Here is a 13481-nt window from a genome sequence, read left to right as displayed (position 1 = left end):
CGCATGACTGACTACCCCCCAGAGCCGTGGGACCTGCACGGACATGCATACGTCGGCGTGTGGCTGCTGCCCAAGGGCGACGCGCCCGCGCCGAACTCACCGGCGACCAAGACGATCACGATCTTCGGCCGGGCCATCGTGTGCGCCGCGTTCTTCGTCTACGAGGAGCCCAGCCCGCTGACGTACGACGAGATCATGGCGACCGTGCTGGTCCGTGAGGGGTGGCGGCCGCGGGTGTCGATCACCCACATCTGGGTCAACAGCATCGCCTCACGCGACGGCGGTCGCCGACTGTGGTCGATCCCCAAGGACCTCGCCGACTTCGAGGTCGCCCGCCACTCCTCGTACGCCGCTCAGGGCATCGGCTCGCTCGCGGTGACCCGGGCACGCCGCCTGCCCGTACGCCTCCCTCTGGGCTTCCGCATCGCGCAGGACCGGGCCGGGACGCTCCTGGTCTCCCCGGTCTCCGGGCGGATCCGGATGGGCCTCGCGACCGCGAGGTGGTCGCTCGCCGCCGACGGCCCGCTGGGGTTCCTCGTCGGCCGCAAGCCGCTGCTGACCCTGGCCTGCAAGCCGTTCCACCTGCTCTTCGGGCGACGCCCCTAGAGCCGGTTAGGGTCGAGGCATGCCTCGCCTCGTCGTTCTGACCGTGACCGCCCTCCTGCTGCTCGCGGGATGCACCTCGTCCGACGGCAACGGCAGGGGCGAGGACGGCCAGCCCACCGCGAAGCCACCCACGACCAAGACCACCCCGGCCCCGACCGGCCCCGCGTGCTCCGGCATCTGGAAGGACGGTGCCACCCTGCCGGCCGACTACACGAAGTGCGTCGACGGTGGGGCGTACGGGCTGCAGGACGTCACCGAGTGCCAGGACGGCACCAAGCTCGTGGCCTACTCCGACACGTTCTTCGCGGTCACCGGTGGGCGCATCAGCAAGCCCAAGGTCGCACCGATGCAGGACACGCCGGAGTTCGGCAAGGCCTACACCGCCTGCACGGGCGAGTAGCCGCTCAGGCCGGGCCGAGGGCTGCGCCCCCGGACGGCTCGCCCGGCTCCTTGAGCTCGACGAACATCACGTGCGTCTCGGTGCTGCCGATGTTCTCCCCCGCGTGCGTCTGCGCCGGGAGCCACGCCGCATGACCCGGTTCGAGCGTGACGTCGCGGACCTGGTCGCCGACGCTGAGCCGACGGTCGAAGCCGCTCAACGTGACCATGACACTGTCGGGGTGGGAGTGCGGCGTCGTGCGGTCGCCCGGCACGTCGCGATACTCCAGCACGCGGACCCGCTCGTTCTCGAACACGACGGAGTAGAGCGACGGATTGGACTCGACCGGGTCTGACATCCGTCGAGTGTCATCCCCTGCCGCAACGCCGGTCAAGACCTTCCACGAATGGTCCAGAAACGGTGTTTGGCTCCAGACCATTGGGGTATATCGCGGACCTCGACCGGCAGTCGAGATATCGGGCGGGCTGGAGGCCTTACGCAGACTCTCCAGCCCGCCGATCTCATCCGGGCCGGCCATGGAAGGGAGAGCACCATGAGCGAGTCACCCATCGAGCCCGGCGCCGATCCAGAGGCCAGGCCCACCGAAGATCCTGAGATCACGCCTTCGTCGAATCCCGACGGCGGCTCCACCGTGATCCCCGAGCCCAGCGTGACCAACCCGGACGCTGACGGGACCGGGGGTGACGGATGACGATCGATCCGAGCGACCCGATCCGCCGCCAGGAGCCCGACATGGATCCCGGACTCGCGCCCGATCCCGAGCACGAGGTCGAGGAGAACCCACCGGAGGGCGATCGACCGGCCGAGCCGGACTGAGGGTCAGGGCAGGCGGTCGACGAGCCGCTTGGCGTCGCCCAGCTCGAGCCCGGTGCGCTGCCGCAGCAGCTTGACGGCGTGCGTCGGCCTGCGCTGGTCCTTGAGCGCCATCACCTCGGCCAGCGTCTCGTCCTCCACGACCTGGCCCGCCAGCATCCCCGAGGCAACGGACTGCGCGACGTCGAGCCGGGCCCGGCTCATGTCGGCCGGAACGGAAACGGGCGTGGTTGACGTCGGCCGGCCCGGACCGAGCACGCGGAACGTCACGATGAGCGCCACGATGATCAGTGGCGGACCCAGCATCAGCGACAGCCCGAGCTCATTCGACATGGCGACAGCCTATCTGCGACCGGCGCGGCACAGCAGTGGCGCCTTCCACAGTCGCCGGACGTCCAGTCCTCAAGAATGCTCTGTCGCAAGAGCTCGACCTGATGAGTCAGTGCACCCAGCAGCTTCCTCGTTGGGCGGCTCCGTCGTTCGGAACGACCAGCCCACATCGCGTGACGACCGTGGTTCCCGCGTTGAGTGGATGTATCCCGTGGCCATTCAGCACCTCGCCGATCGGCAGCCTGGTTGCCTCGGTCTCATGTGCCATGCGCGAATTGTCCACGATGCTGCGACCGGCCCAGGCAACAAGAGGGCCCTCTGACCATTCGAGCGTCGATCAGAGGGCCATGTCTCACGGGTGGGCGATACTGGGTTCGAACCAGTGACCTCTTCGGTGTGAACGAAGCGCGCTACCACTGCGCCAATCGCCCGCGTGCGTCAGAAACCTTAACCCATCGACCGGGCGGCCTCCCAACGAGGCCGGTCTAAGGATCGACGTCCTTGACCGACTCGCGCGCCCAGATCTCCTGCGCCTTGCGCGTGATCGGCCCCGGCGCCGCGACGTCACGGCCGTCGACTCGTGAGATCGCCTGTACGTCCCGGGTCGTGCCGACGAGGATCACCTCGTCGGCGGTCTGCAGCACCTCGATCGGCGCATCACGCTCGACCACGTCGAGCTCGGCGGCGCACCACTCGAGCACGAGCGCACGGGTGACGCCCGCGAGCGGACCGGCCTGCAGCGTCGGGGTGATGAGCTGCTCGCCGACGACGTAGAAGATGTTGGACCCGGTGCCCTCGCACAGCATGCCCGCCGTGTTGGGCATGACGGCCTCTGAAGCGCCACGAGCGAGCGCGTGCTCGACCATCAGGGCGTTCTCCGCGTACGACGTCGTCTTGAGGCCCGCGAGCGCTCCACGCTCGTTCCTGGGCCACCGCACGGTCACGATGGCGCTGACCGACGGTGGACGCTCACACGGCTCGGTGATGACCACCTGCGTCAGTCCTGTGCTCCCCCGGGGCGAACCCAGCGGTCCCGGTCCCGAGGTCACGGTCACCCGGATGCGACCGAAGACCAGGTCCTGGTTCTCCATGGTCGCCGCGACTCCTTCGCGGATCGCGCCGACGTCCGGCTTGCCGATGCCAAGACCCTCGGCGGACCGCACCAACCGGTCGAGGTGACGCGTCAGTGCGAACGGCTGCCCGTCCTCGATCTTGATGGTCTCGAACACGCCGTCACCGACGATGATCCCGTGATCAAGGGCACTAATGGACGGTGCTTCCGGCGATTGCAGGAGGTCGCCGTTCAGCCATGTCTTCATGTGGCCACGCTACCCCGACCCCGGTTTGGGTTCGGCCGCCGTGATCGGCTAAAGTTTCGTGTCGCCTCGATTTGAGGCAGTGCGGACATAGCTCAGTGGTAGAGCATCACCTTGCCAAGGTGAGGGTCGCGAGTTCGAATCTCGTTGTCCGCTCGGAAGCGGGTCTCCATACCCATCCAGCGGTGGGTTGGCCGAGAGGCGAGGCAACGGACTGCAAATCCGTTTACACGGGTTCAAATCCCGTACCCACCTCGAGCAACACCAGCATGACAACTGAATTTTGCACGGGCGATTGGCGCAGTCTGGTAGCGCGCTTCCCTGACACGGAAGAGGTCACAGGTTCAAGTCCTGTATCGCCCACCATCCACAAGGCCCCCGCTTCGGCGGGGGCCTTGTCCGTTCCTTCTCCAACACTCAATCCGTCAAAATGCCGGACGACTCAACGCCGTTGGCCCTACGGTGAAGGCCTTGTGTCGCCCCGTCTCCCGCATGCGCTCGACGACTACGTGTCGCTCTATTTCGTGCCCGATGCCGAAGCCGCGAGCACGTACGTCCGACAGCTCCTGGTCCCGGACGCACCAGTCGCCGAGGACCCGATCGAGCTGCTGTGCCAGATCATCGAGGACGCCACCCGCGGCCGTTCGGAGATCGTCATCCCGCTGACCGCCGGCCTGGACTCGCGCGCGCTCCTGGGCGCGGCTCTGATGGTCCTGCCCCCAGACGCGATCGGCTGCATCACCTTCGGCACGGCGAGGTTCCCAGACGCGGCGGCGGCCGTCGCGACATGCGAACGGCTCGGCGTGAGACATCAGCGGGTCGATCCCGACTTCATCACCTGGGACCTGCCGACCATCACGAAGGCCGGCGTCGCCACGTGGGAGCGGTGGCACTCCCTGGGACCCATCGACGCGCTCGCCATCTTCGGAGCGATGGCAGACGCGATCGGTGACCGGCTCGTGCTCTCGGGTTACCTCGGCGGAGTCTCTTCCGGCTCGCACCTGCCCCGGAGCGAGAACCGCAGGAACGGTGCCGCGACGTCCGCCGCGTTCCTCGACAAGGAGCACGCCAAGAACCTGGCCCTGACTCCGATGCGCGGACGCGAGCGGCTGACCGCGATGCTCGACGAGTTCATCGACCTGCACAAGGATCTGGTGGACTGTTTCGCCGGGCTGACGTTGTACGACCTCGTGCACCTCGGCTTCCGCCAGAACGGGATCGTCAGGTCGGTCGCGAGCGGCGCCTATCGCGCGTCGCTCTCGCCGTTCGAGGACCCCCGCTGGGTCCGGCACTGGATGTCCAAGTCTCTGGGCGAACGACTGGGCGGGCAGACGTACAAGCAGCTGCTGCGCGACGCGTTCCCTGTCGTGTTCCCGGACGATCCACCTCCGGTGGTCCCTCGACCGCCCACTCCGCCCCGACGGCTGCGCGATCGCTTCCTGCAGCGGCCCGACCTGCCGCCGGCCGTCGCCCCGCGCCCCGCGCCAGTCGACGGGCGGGGCGACGTACGCCGCAACGCCAGCATGGCGGCGGTGCTGCACGACACCGTGGCGGCGTTCGACGACCGCAGGATCATCCCTGACGTCGCCGTGTCGGCGTCGCTGCAGAACCTGATGGGCGACTCACCGACCGCCAAGGACTACCTGAGGGTCAGGACCGCGGCAGCAGCCGAGATGTATCTCCGAGCCGGGGTGCTCGCCCAGCACTGACGAGGCCTCAGCCCAGCGGCGGCTGAGGTGCTTCCGGGCCAGTGGCAGGAGCGCCCTCCTGGACCGGGTCGACGGGGTCACCCTGACCCGAGTCGGCCCCGGGAGCGGGGTCGGTCGGGTCGGGATCCTCACCTGGATTGGGAGCCGGTGCGACGTCCGGATCCTCCGGCGTGGAGTTGGGGTCGGCGGGTGGCACGGGTGATTCGGTCATGAGACTTCTCCTCTTGTCGGCGTGTCGTCAGGCGTACCCCTCCAATCCGACCCGAACCGCCTCCGACCTGCGCAGACGTGACGCGGAAGTCGGACTTGAAAGTCGGACCCGGCCGCTCTAATCTCGGCTTCGAAAATCTCTGTGATGTGACGATTATGGGGAGGTTGGGCCGTGGCAAGACAGCGCAAGAATTTCGAGTACGAATCGCCGATTCCCGAAGACGAGCTCTCCTCGCGCATGAGCTCGACCGCCGGTCGAAAGCTCGAGAAACGTCTCCAGGACATGGGTTGGACCGCCGATCATCATCCGCAGGATCCGGTGGCCGACGAGGTCTGAGCCGTACGCGCTGGAGACCGCGCTCAGGCCTCCGTGTGACCCAGGTCGGCCGCGGGGACGAATGACACGTCGCTGCCCGACGCCGCCTGCAGCTCGAGCACGACGAGCTGGTTGCCGGTCTCGCGCAGCACCGGACCGGGGACGTACAGCGTGCGCTGAGGACCCCGCGACCAGTAGCGGCCGAGGCAGAACCCGTTGATCCAGACGACGCCCTTGCCCCAGGCAGAGGTGTCGAGGTAGAGGTCACCGGACCCGGGATGATCGAACGTGGCACCGGCGAACGCCGGCCCGGCGATCACCGAGGGCGCTCCAGCCGACTCCAACGCATGGGACACCCGGTCGATGGCGGACAGGTCCAGCGGCAGCACGGACCAGCCCCGCAGCGGCTCCCCGTTGATGCTCGCTTCGCCGATGAGGCCCTTCGGCTCACCGATGCGCGGTCCGTAGTCGACCCGGCCCTGGTCCTCGACGAGCAGGTCGAGTGTGCCCTTCGCATCGGCCGGCAACGGGATCGCGGTGTCGTGGTGATCGCGGGCCAGCACGCCGATGCTGTCGCCCTCGAGGAAGACCTGCGCCCGGTCACGTACCTCGTCGATCCGGAGGATCGCCGGGCCGGCCACGTCGATCGTGGTGCGGTAGAGCGCGAAGCCCTCGTAGTGGCCCAGCGAGTCGAGGGTCGGCAGATCGTCGTGGGTCGTCCAGTCGCCGAGCAGGTCGAGCACGCTCCAGAGCGGCAGGACGCTGCGCAGAGGCGCGGTGAACGAGGGCGGTTCCGGCGCGGCTTGGGGCTTCTCGTCGCCCACCGGCGCGTACTTGGAGATCACGTCACGCATCGCCCAGTACTTCTCCGTCGGGTTGCCCGCTTCGTCGAGCGGTGCGTCGTAGTCATAGCTTGTGACGATCGGCAGATAGGTGCCCTTGTCGTTCGCGCCGTTGGTGAACCCGAAGTTCGTACCTCCGTGGAACATGTAGATGTTGACCGAGGCGCCGCGCTCGAGCAGCTCGTCGAGGCTGTGGGCGGTCTCGTCCACCGAGGTCAGGTGGTGGTGGCTCCCCCAGTCGTCGAACCAGCCGTCCCAGAACTCCGAGCACATCAGCGGCCCGGTCGGCTGGTGGCGCCGCAGCGTGTCGAGGCGCTCGTGCGAGCGCGAGCCGAACGATCCGGTGCGGTGCAGCTCCGGGAGGCTGCCGTTCTCGAGCATGTCGTCGACCGGCTGGTCGACCGTGATCAGCGGCACCGTGATCCCGATGCGCCGGTTGATCGCCACGAGCTTGCGCAGATAGGACTTCTCGCTGCCGTACGCGCCGTACTCGTTCTCGATCTGCACCAGGATGATCGGCCCGCCGCGATCGATCTGCCGCGGCTCGAGCACCGGCGCGAGCTGTTGCAGGTAGCGATCGACGTGGGCCATGTAGCGCGGCTCGTCCTGGCGTACGCCGGCGCCGTCACCGAACAGCCAGGCCGGCAGACCGCCGTTGGTCCACTCGGCACAGATGTACGGTCCCGGTCGGACGATGGCGTACATGCCCTCGGCCGCCACGGCGTCGAGGAACGCCCCGAGATCGAGGTTGCCCGAGAGGTCGAACTCGCCTTCCCGGGGTGCATGCGCGTTCCACGCGACGTACGTCTCGATCGTGTTGAGGCCCATCTGCCGGGCCTTGCGGATCCGGTCGGCCCATTGGTCCTGGTGGACCCGGAAGTAGTGGATCGAACCGGACAGGATCCGGAACGGCTTCCCGTGCAGCAGGAAGTCGTGGTCGCCGATCGCGAATGTCATGCCGGTCCTTCGTGGGGTGAGTGAGAGGTGTGCCGTCCGCCGGCTGTGAGGACCCCTGATCGAGGAGCCCTCACAGCCCGTGCGCGTGCGGCGGTCAGTTGACCGTGAAGCCCTGCTGGTCTCCGTAGGAGGCCGACTTCTTCTGCCAGTCCGCCAGGCCGTCAGCGAGCGAGGTCTTCGACACGTAGGCCTTGCCGACCGTGTCGTTGAAGATGCTGTTCGCGTAGACCTGGAACGGCAGGTAGGACCAGCCCTTGACGACGTCCGCAGCGGACGCGGCCAGCACCTTGTTGATCTCCTGGCCGCCGAAGTAGGCCGACTTCTTGTCGACGAACGCCGGGTCGCTGATCTGCTTGGTCGTCGCCGGGAACGCTCCGGCATCGACGCGCGTCTGGGCACCCTGGCCCGCGGTGGCGTAGTCCATGAACGCGTAGGCCAGCGCCTTGTTCTTGCTGGCCGTCGGGATCGCGAGCGAGCTTCCGCCGTTCTCGGACGTGGCGTTGGCGCCGGCATCCCACTGCGGCATCGGCGCGACGCGCCACTTGCCCGCACCGGCCTTGACGCCCGACTCGAGGTTGGCCGGCATCCATGCGCCGATCGTCAGCGTGGCAATGTTGCCGTCAGCCAGACCCTTGTACCAACCGTCGCTCCAGGACGGAGTCGGTGCGAGCAGCTTCTCGTCGAGCAGCTTCTGCCACGTGTCGGCGAACCGCTTGGAGCCGGCGTCGGAGAGGTCGATCTTGACCTTGTCGCCGTCGACCTTGAACGGCTGGCCGCCGGCCTGCCAGATGAGGCTCGTCGTGAAGCCCGCGTCTCCCGCATCGTTCGCGATGTACGCCTTGGGGTCAGCCTTGTGGATCTTGCGAGCCGCGTCGACGTACTCGTCCCACGTCTTGGGGACCGCGACGCCGTACTTGTCGAAGACCGTCTTGTTGTAGAACAGCGCCATCGGTCCCGAGTCCATCGGCAGGCCGTAGATGCCGCCGGCCTGCTGGACCGAGGCCCAGGGGCCGGGGGTGAACGTCTTGTCGAGGCCGCTGGCGCCGTACGAGCTGACATCGGTGACGGACTTGGCGAGCGAGAACTGCGGCAGGGCGTAATACTCGATCTGCGCGACGTCCGGGACGCCCTTGCCGGCCTTGATCGCGTTCTGCAGCGCGGTGTACTGATCGTTGCCGGTTCCGGCGTTGACGAGCTTGACCGTCACGTTCTTGTGCTCGGCCTCGAAGTCCTTGACGACCTTGGTCAGCGTCGGCTCCCAGGCCCAGACGGTGATCGTCCCGCCCTTCTTGAGCGCCGCCTTGACGTCGGCCGCTCCCCCGGTCGAGCTCGACTTGTCACCGTCGGAGCCGCCGCACGCCGCAAGGGCGAGCGCTGCCACGACGGAGACGGCGACTGCGCGAAGCAGCCTCCCGTGCTTGGTGTTCATGTGTTTCCTCTCGTTGGTTCGAAACTGTGGTGGCCAGCCCGAGCTGGCCTACTCCTTGACGCTCCCTGCCGACAGCCCGGACTGCCAGAAGCGCTGCAGAAGAAGGAAGGCCGCGATCAGCGGCAGGATCGTCAGGAGCGATCCGGTGATGACCAGGTTGAAGATCACGTCTCCACCTGCGGTCAGGGCCTGCTGGCTCCACGAGTTGAGGCCCACGGTCAGGGGGTACCAGTCCGGGTCCTTCAGCATGATCAGCGGCAGGAAGTAGTTGTTCCAGGTCGCGACCATCGAGAACAGCAGCACCGTGACGATTCCCGGCGCCAGCATCGGCAGGCACACCTGGAAGAACGTGCGCAGCTCCGACGCGCCGTCGACCTTGGCGGCCTCCATCAGCTCGGTGGGGATCGCGTCGGTCGCGAACGTCCACATGAGGTAGAGCCCGAACGGCGAGATCAGCGACGGGATGATGACGGCCCACGGGGTGTCGGTGATGCCCATCTTGCTGAACATCAGGAACGTCGGGACGGCCAGTGCCGTGCCGGGCACCGCCACGGCGCCGAGCACGACGGCGAACACGCCCTTCTTGCCCGGGAAGTCGAACTTGGCGAGCGCGTAGCCGCCCATCACCGCGAGGATCGTCGCTCCGCCGGCGCCCACGACGACGTACAAGAGGGTGTTGGCGAACCAGCGCAGGAAGATGCCGTCGTTGTAGGTGAACGTGTCCTTGATGTTGGAGAACAACGAGAACCCGTCGCCGAACCACAGGCCGAACGACGACAGCAGGTCCTCCTGCGACTTGGTCGCGTTGATGACGAGCCACGCGAGCGGCACGAGGCTGTAGATCAGGATCAGGCCGGTCAGTGCCGTCAGCAGCGGACTGCGGCGAGGCTTCGCGAACGAGTGCGCGGCACGCGCTCGCTGCTTGGGCCGGAGGGCATTCGTCGTCGCCATGTCAGAGGGCCTTTCGCATGCCGCGGAGCTGGACCGTGTACGCGATGACCATCGTCAGCAGGCCCATGATGATCGCGATGGTCGCCGAGTAGTTGTACTGCTGGCCGGAGAACGACAGCGAGTACGCGTACATGTTGGGCGTGTACTGGGTGTTGATCGCGTTCTTCGCGACGTAGTGGAGGATGTTGGGCTCGTTGAAGAGCTGGAAGCTGCCGATGATCGAGAAGATCGTGGCGATCACGAGAGCGCCGCGTATCGCAGGCAGCTTGATCGCGCGGATGATCCGGAACTCACTCGCCCCGTCGATCGCGGCCGCCTCGTAGAGCGACGCCGGTATGACCCGCAGGGCCGAGTAGAAGATCAGCATGTTGTAGCCGACGAACTCCCACGTGACGATGTTGCCGATCGACGCCAGCACCCACTTGGGGCCCAAGGGGTCCGGCAGCGAGAGCCCGAGCGAGTCGTTGATGCTGCCGATCAGGCCGAACTGGCTGCCGTACATGAAGCCCCACATCAGCGTCGCGACGACGGCCGGGACGGCGTACGGGAGGAAGATCGCGATGCGGAACAGCGAGGCGCCGTAGAGGCGGCCGCCGTCGATCGCCAGCGCGGCCAGCAGGGCAAGGAACAGCATGATCGGCACCTGCACCACGAGGAACAGGCCCACGCGGCGGACCGACTCCCAGAACGCCGGGTCCTGAAGCGCCTGATTGTAGTTGTCCGCCCCGACGAAGCTGTTGCCGCCGATCAGCCGGTCCTGGAACAGGCTGAGGTAGATCGAGTAGGCGATCGGCGCGAGGAACACCAGCGCGAAGACCACTGCGAACGGGGCGAGGAAGCCCCATCCGGCCCAGGAACGACGGAAGTGACGGGAGGACGTCGCGACCTTGTCGGCCGGCGCGACCACTGATCCCGTGGCAACCATCTGATTCGGTCCTTTCCTCGGCCCTTCGGCCTGTTCGCTTCACATGCGGCGCGAAACCGCCTATGTTTACGTAAACATCGTTGTGACGCGCGTTACGTTACACCCCTAGGAAGGAACGTCAAGACCTGTGAGCGAGTTAGAGCCCGTCTCGAATGGCACATCCCGACCCCGGCGTGTGTCGATGGCGGACGTCGCCAAGCTGGCCGGCGTCTCCTCACAAACGGTGTCACGCGTGTCCAACGGGCACCCCGGCGTCATCCCCGCCACGCGCGAGCTCGTGCAGGCCGCGATGCGGGAGCTGGGCTACCGGCCCAACAGCGCCGCACGGGCCCTGAAGTGGGGCAGCTTCCACACGATCGGCGTGATCCTGTTCTCGCTGGCCAACGTCGGCAACAGCAAGACCCTGGAGGGCATCGCCGCCGAGGCCACCGCCCGCGGCTACGGCATCACGCTGATCCCCGTGGCGATGCCGACGGAGGCCGCGGTGATCGGCGCGTTCGGGCGCCTCGAGGAGCTCGCCGTCGACGCGGTCATCGTCATCATGGAGATCCATCTCCTCGACGCCGCAACAGTCGGGCTTCCGCCCGGAGCGCCCGTCGTGGTCGCGGACTCCAACGCCGGCGACCGCTACCCCGTCGTCGACACCGACCAGTCGGCCGGCGGCCGGCTCGCCGTCGAGCACCTGCTCTCGCTGGGCCACGAAACCGTCTGGCACGTCGCCGGTCCCGAGGAGTCGTTCGCCAGCGAACGCCGTCTGGCCGCCTGGCGCGAGACCCTCGAGGCGGCGGGCCGCCCCGTCCCCGACATCCTGCGCGGCGACTGGTCCGCCGAGAGCGGCTATGCCGCCGGGCAAGAACTGCTCCAGGAGGAGTCCGTCACCGCGGTGTTCGTCGCCAACGACCAGATGGCCCTCGGCCTGATGAACGCGCTCCACGAAGGCGGCCGGCGGGTGCCCGAGGACATCTCGGTCGTCGGGTTCGACGATCTGCCGGACTCCGCGGCCTACCTGCCGCCCCTGACGACGATCCATCAGGACTTCGCTGAGGTCGGCCGGCTGTGCGTGACCGACGCGCTCGACCAGGTCGAGAACGGCGTCAGCGAGCCCGGCGTGACCCTCGTACCCACTCGGCTCGTCGTCCGCAAGAGCACAGCCCCGCCCCCGCAGGACTGAAACGAGAGGGCATAACGGGGACAGTGAACCTCTCGGAGGTCTAGCGTTCGCGTTATGGCGATCGACGAACCGCTGCGCGAGGAGGAGAGCCTGCTTCTTGACGAGCTGACCTCCCGGCTCGACTCGCTGCGGCTGTTCCGCGAGCACGACGAGGCCGAGGCCAACGCCGTGCTCGAGAAGTTCGGCAGCTCCGGCGTCATCGAGGACCAGATGCTCCAGGAGCTCAGCAGCCGGCAGCCGCTGAAGCACGCGGCCCGCTTCGACGAGGCTCATCGCCGGGCGATGCGCGCGCTCGAGGTGTTCGACCGCAACGGTGCCCGCCAGCCGTCGGCGCTCAAGGTGCCGCGACTGATCAAGCCGGTCGCCAACAAGGTCGTCCAGCTCCTGATCACGGCGATCGTGCGCAGCCACCAGAAGCGCCTCGTCAAGGACCTCCGGCAGCTGTATGCCCTGCGCGAGGCCAACAGCCCCGTCGGGTCCGACGACTACCAGCTGCTGGCCACCGCCCGGATCCAGGTCGACACGATCACGAACGACCTCAACAAGTCGTCGCTCCCCCTGCCGGCGTTCCTCGTCGGTGGTGCCGCGATCTCCGGGCTCCTCTCGGTGATCAAGAACAGCCTGACGGGCGACACCTGGGCCCAGTACACGTTCGCGGCAGCGTTCTTCGTGATCGGGCTCGGCATGTTCTGGTGCATCCTCCGCGCAGCCGGCATCGCCCGCAGTCGTACGCGGATCGCGCTCGACGCGTCGTTCAAGGCGCTCTGGGAGGTCATCGGCGATGCCGGCAACCCACCCCGTGACCGGGCCAAGCTGTTCGCCACGATCGCGTCGATCCTGCTGGTGCTCGTGTGGATCATCGTGCCGACGATCGTGGCGTGGGCTGCGGTCAACCCGCTCGACAAGCTCTGACCGTTAGGCACTGCCCATGATTCGTGACTATGTCACCTCGCGCCTTCTCGCAGCGTTGGTCTTCCTCACACCGCTCTCGATCTGGGCATTCGCGCCCAGTGACGAGAACGACTTCACCTGGTCGGGGACCGTCTACGCGGCTGCAGGCGCCGGGGTCGCGTTCGCGCTTGCGGCCGCGCTATCGGCCAGGTGGGTGACACGCATTCCAGTCGTCGCGGCGGGCTTGGGATGGCTCGCATGCCTGGGAGTTCTGGTCTTCGATGAACTTTTCTACGACGGCATGGTCGGGATCGGGGACGGCCTCGTTGCACTGCTCGGCACCGTCGTTGCCGCCACTTCGACCGTCGTCGCGCTTTTCACGCCGCTTCGCTCGTCCCAAGACTGAGCCGCGCGGCGTTCGAAGTACGCTCGAAGGTCGGATCACACAGCTGGGAGCGACAGCGGATTCTCTTGGACCATCCCGCCGTCGTCTCACCATTCGAACAGGTGTTCGACTTTGTCGGTGATCTGTCGTAGTGTTGTCAGTGCGCCGATCTGGAACGACATGGGTCGGGTGAGAACCCTTCAGTGGGCCCCAAGGTTGAGATGACTCCC

Annotated in this window: 17 protein-coding genes and 4 tRNA genes; 12 read left to right on the top strand and 9 right to left on the bottom strand. The window is 67.2% G+C overall.

What is annotated here, in order from left to right:
- Window positions 1-3 precede the first annotated feature (3 nt).
- Window positions 4-606 carry an acetoacetate decarboxylase family protein gene (locus ESP70_RS00090; RefSeq protein ID WP_149687367.1) on the top strand — a complete coding sequence of 201 codons (603 nt, stop codon included), beginning with the start codon at window positions 4-6 and terminating at the stop codon, window positions 604-606.
- Window positions 607-625: 19 nt separating this feature from the next.
- On the top strand, window positions 626-1006 hold the full coding sequence (locus ESP70_RS00085) for a hypothetical protein (protein WP_149687366.1): 381 nt from the start codon (window positions 626-628) through the stop codon (window positions 1004-1006).
- 4 nt (window positions 1007-1010) lie between these two features.
- Here the strand turns inward: ESP70_RS00085 and ESP70_RS00080 are convergent, their stop codons facing one another.
- Entirely contained in the window at window positions 1011-1343 is a 333-nt protein-coding gene (locus tag ESP70_RS00080) for a cupin domain-containing protein (RefSeq protein ID WP_149687365.1), read from the bottom strand.
- A gap of 195 nt (window positions 1344-1538) precedes the next feature.
- Between ESP70_RS00080 and ESP70_RS19920 the strand changes: the two genes are divergently transcribed.
- Window positions 1539-1697, top strand: a complete 159-nt coding sequence (locus tag ESP70_RS19920; RefSeq protein WP_188110421.1) for a hypothetical protein — start codon at window positions 1539-1541, stop codon at window positions 1695-1697.
- On the top strand, window positions 1694-1822 hold the full coding sequence (locus tag ESP70_RS20525; protein WP_281287280.1) for a hypothetical protein: 129 nt from the start codon (window positions 1694-1696) through the stop codon (window positions 1820-1822). Before ESP70_RS19920 ends, ESP70_RS20525 begins: the two co-directional genes overlap by 4 nt.
- 3 nt (window positions 1823-1825) lie before the next feature.
- Here the strand turns inward: ESP70_RS20525 and ESP70_RS00075 are convergent, their stop codons facing one another.
- The 3 genes from ESP70_RS00075 to ESP70_RS00065 all read right to left on the bottom strand — a co-directional run bounded on the left by ESP70_RS00075 (window position 1826) and on the right by ESP70_RS00065 (window position 3468).
- Window positions 1826-2152, bottom strand: a complete 327-nt coding sequence (locus ESP70_RS00075; protein WP_149687364.1) for a hypothetical protein — start codon at window positions 2150-2152, stop codon at window positions 1826-1828.
- A 356-nt stretch (window positions 2153-2508) separates the two neighbouring features.
- A tRNA-Val gene (locus ESP70_RS00070) sits at window positions 2509-2580 on the bottom strand.
- Window positions 2581-2634: 54 nt separating this feature from the next.
- A complete protein-coding gene (locus ESP70_RS00065) occupies window positions 2635-3468 on the bottom strand; it encodes an aminotransferase class IV (RefSeq protein WP_149687363.1) in 834 nt (277 codons plus the stop codon).
- Window positions 3469-3549: 81 nt separating this feature from the next.
- Here ESP70_RS00065 and ESP70_RS00060 point away from each other — a divergent pair.
- The 4 genes from ESP70_RS00060 (at window position 3550) to ESP70_RS00045 (ending at window position 5174) form a co-directional block, all read left to right on the top strand.
- A tRNA-Gly gene (locus tag ESP70_RS00060) sits at window positions 3550-3621 on the top strand.
- Window positions 3622-3649: 28 nt separating this feature from the next.
- Window positions 3650-3720, top strand: a tRNA-Cys gene (locus tag ESP70_RS00055).
- 34 nt (window positions 3721-3754) lie between these two features.
- Window positions 3755-3831, top strand: a tRNA-Val gene (locus tag ESP70_RS00050).
- A 107-nt stretch (window positions 3832-3938) separates the two neighbouring features.
- Complete coding sequence (locus ESP70_RS00045) at window positions 3939-5174, top strand: adenine nucleotide alpha hydrolase family protein (protein ID WP_149687362.1); 1236 nt, start codon at window positions 3939-3941, stop codon at window positions 5172-5174.
- A 7-nt stretch (window positions 5175-5181) separates the two neighbouring features.
- Here ESP70_RS00045 and ESP70_RS00040 read toward each other — a convergent pair whose 3' ends face one another.
- Complete coding sequence (locus tag ESP70_RS00040) at window positions 5182-5385, bottom strand: hypothetical protein (protein ID WP_149687361.1); 204 nt, start codon at window positions 5383-5385, stop codon at window positions 5182-5184.
- Window positions 5386-5556: 171 nt separating this feature from the next.
- On the opposite strand from ESP70_RS00040, the gene ESP70_RS19915 reads away from it, so the two are divergent.
- Entirely contained in the window at window positions 5557-5721 is a 165-nt protein-coding gene (locus ESP70_RS19915; RefSeq protein ID WP_188110420.1) for a hypothetical protein, read from the top strand.
- A gap of 23 nt (window positions 5722-5744) precedes the next feature.
- Here the strand turns inward: ESP70_RS19915 and ESP70_RS00035 are convergent, their stop codons facing one another.
- The 4 genes from ESP70_RS00035 to ESP70_RS00020 all read right to left on the bottom strand — a co-directional run bounded on the left by ESP70_RS00035 (window position 5745) and on the right by ESP70_RS00020 (window position 10804).
- The gene (locus tag ESP70_RS00035) at window positions 5745-7499 is read right to left on the bottom strand and encodes a glycoside hydrolase family 35 protein (RefSeq protein ID WP_149687360.1); all 1755 of its coding nucleotides are present in this window, start codon (window positions 7497-7499) and stop codon (window positions 5745-5747) included.
- A gap of 94 nt (window positions 7500-7593) precedes the next feature.
- Window positions 7594-8928: an ABC transporter substrate-binding protein gene (locus tag ESP70_RS00030; RefSeq protein WP_149687359.1), complete on the bottom strand. Its 1335-nt coding sequence runs from the start codon at window positions 8926-8928 to the stop codon at window positions 7594-7596.
- Window positions 8929-8976: 48 nt separating this feature from the next.
- On the bottom strand, window positions 8977-9879 hold the full coding sequence (locus tag ESP70_RS00025) for a carbohydrate ABC transporter permease (RefSeq protein ID WP_149687358.1): 903 nt from the start codon (window positions 9877-9879) through the stop codon (window positions 8977-8979).
- Between the two features lies 1 nt (window position 9880).
- Window positions 9881-10804, bottom strand: coding sequence for a carbohydrate ABC transporter permease (locus ESP70_RS00020; RefSeq protein ID WP_149687357.1), 924 nt, complete (start codon window positions 10802-10804; stop codon window positions 9881-9883).
- Between the two features lie 181 nt (window positions 10805-10985).
- Between ESP70_RS00020 and ESP70_RS00015 the strand changes: the two genes are divergently transcribed.
- Genes ESP70_RS00015 through ESP70_RS00005 form a run of 3 tightly spaced genes read left to right on the top strand, consistent with a single transcriptional unit; the run spans window position 10986 to window position 13272 of the window.
- Window positions 10986-11975, top strand: a complete 990-nt coding sequence (locus ESP70_RS00015; protein ID WP_149687356.1) for a LacI family DNA-binding transcriptional regulator — start codon at window positions 10986-10988, stop codon at window positions 11973-11975.
- A 54-nt stretch (window positions 11976-12029) separates the two neighbouring features.
- A complete protein-coding gene (locus ESP70_RS00010; protein WP_149687355.1) occupies window positions 12030-12887 on the top strand; it encodes a hypothetical protein in 858 nt (285 codons plus the stop codon).
- Between the two features lie 16 nt (window positions 12888-12903).
- Window positions 12904-13272 (top strand): hypothetical protein, encoded by a 369-nt coding sequence (locus ESP70_RS00005; protein ID WP_149687354.1) that lies wholly within the window; start codon window positions 12904-12906, stop codon window positions 13270-13272.
- Window positions 13273-13481 lie beyond the last annotated feature (209 nt).

It is taken from the genome of Aeromicrobium ginsengisoli, assembly GCF_004134905.2.
Classification (GTDB): domain Bacteria; phylum Actinomycetota; class Actinomycetes; order Propionibacteriales; family Nocardioidaceae; genus Aeromicrobium; species Aeromicrobium ginsengisoli.
This window is presented reverse-complemented; position numbering and strand designations above follow the sequence as displayed.

Bases quoted from the DNA above. Each gene is read 5' to 3' on its own strand.
- ESP70_RS00035 (WP_149687360.1), bottom strand. From the start codon at position 7,499: ATGACATTCGCGATCGGCGACCACGACTTCCTGCTGCACGGGAAGCCG.
- ESP70_RS00030 (WP_149687359.1), bottom strand. From the start codon at position 8,928: ATGAACACCAAGCACGGGAGGCTGCTTCGCGCAGTCGCCGTCTCCGTC.
- ESP70_RS00025 (WP_149687358.1), bottom strand. From the start codon at position 9,879: ATGGCGACGACGAATGCCCTCCGGCCCAAGCAGCGAGCGCGTGCCGCG.
- ESP70_RS00005 (WP_149687354.1), top strand. From the start codon at position 12,904: ATGATTCGTGACTATGTCACCTCGCGCCTTCTCGCAGCGTTGGTCTTC.
- ESP70_RS00080 (WP_149687365.1), bottom strand. From the start codon at position 1,343: ATGTCAGACCCGGTCGAGTCCAATCCGTCGCTCTACTCCGTCGTGTTC.
- ESP70_RS00065 (WP_149687363.1), bottom strand. From the start codon at position 3,468: ATGAAGACATGGCTGAACGGCGACCTCCTGCAATCGCCGGAAGCACCG.
- ESP70_RS00090 (WP_149687367.1), top strand. From the start codon at position 4: ATGACTGACTACCCCCCAGAGCCGTGGGACCTGCACGGACATGCATAC.
- ESP70_RS00040 (WP_149687361.1), bottom strand. From the start codon at position 5,385: ATGACCGAATCACCCGTGCCACCCGCCGACCCCAACTCCACGCCGGAG.
- ESP70_RS20525 (WP_281287280.1), top strand. From the start codon at position 1,694: ATGACGATCGATCCGAGCGACCCGATCCGCCGCCAGGAGCCCGACATG.
- ESP70_RS00075 (WP_149687364.1), bottom strand. From the start codon at position 2,152: ATGTCGAATGAGCTCGGGCTGTCGCTGATGCTGGGTCCGCCACTGATC.
- ESP70_RS00020 (WP_149687357.1), bottom strand. From the start codon at position 10,804: ATGGTTGCCACGGGATCAGTGGTCGCGCCGGCCGACAAGGTCGCGACG.
- ESP70_RS00085 (WP_149687366.1), top strand. From the start codon at position 626: ATGCCTCGCCTCGTCGTTCTGACCGTGACCGCCCTCCTGCTGCTCGCG.
- ESP70_RS19920 (WP_188110421.1), top strand. From the start codon at position 1,539: ATGAGCGAGTCACCCATCGAGCCCGGCGCCGATCCAGAGGCCAGGCCC.
- ESP70_RS00010 (WP_149687355.1), top strand. From the start codon at position 12,030: ATGGCGATCGACGAACCGCTGCGCGAGGAGGAGAGCCTGCTTCTTGAC.
- ESP70_RS00015 (WP_149687356.1), top strand. From the start codon at position 10,986: ATGGCGGACGTCGCCAAGCTGGCCGGCGTCTCCTCACAAACGGTGTCA.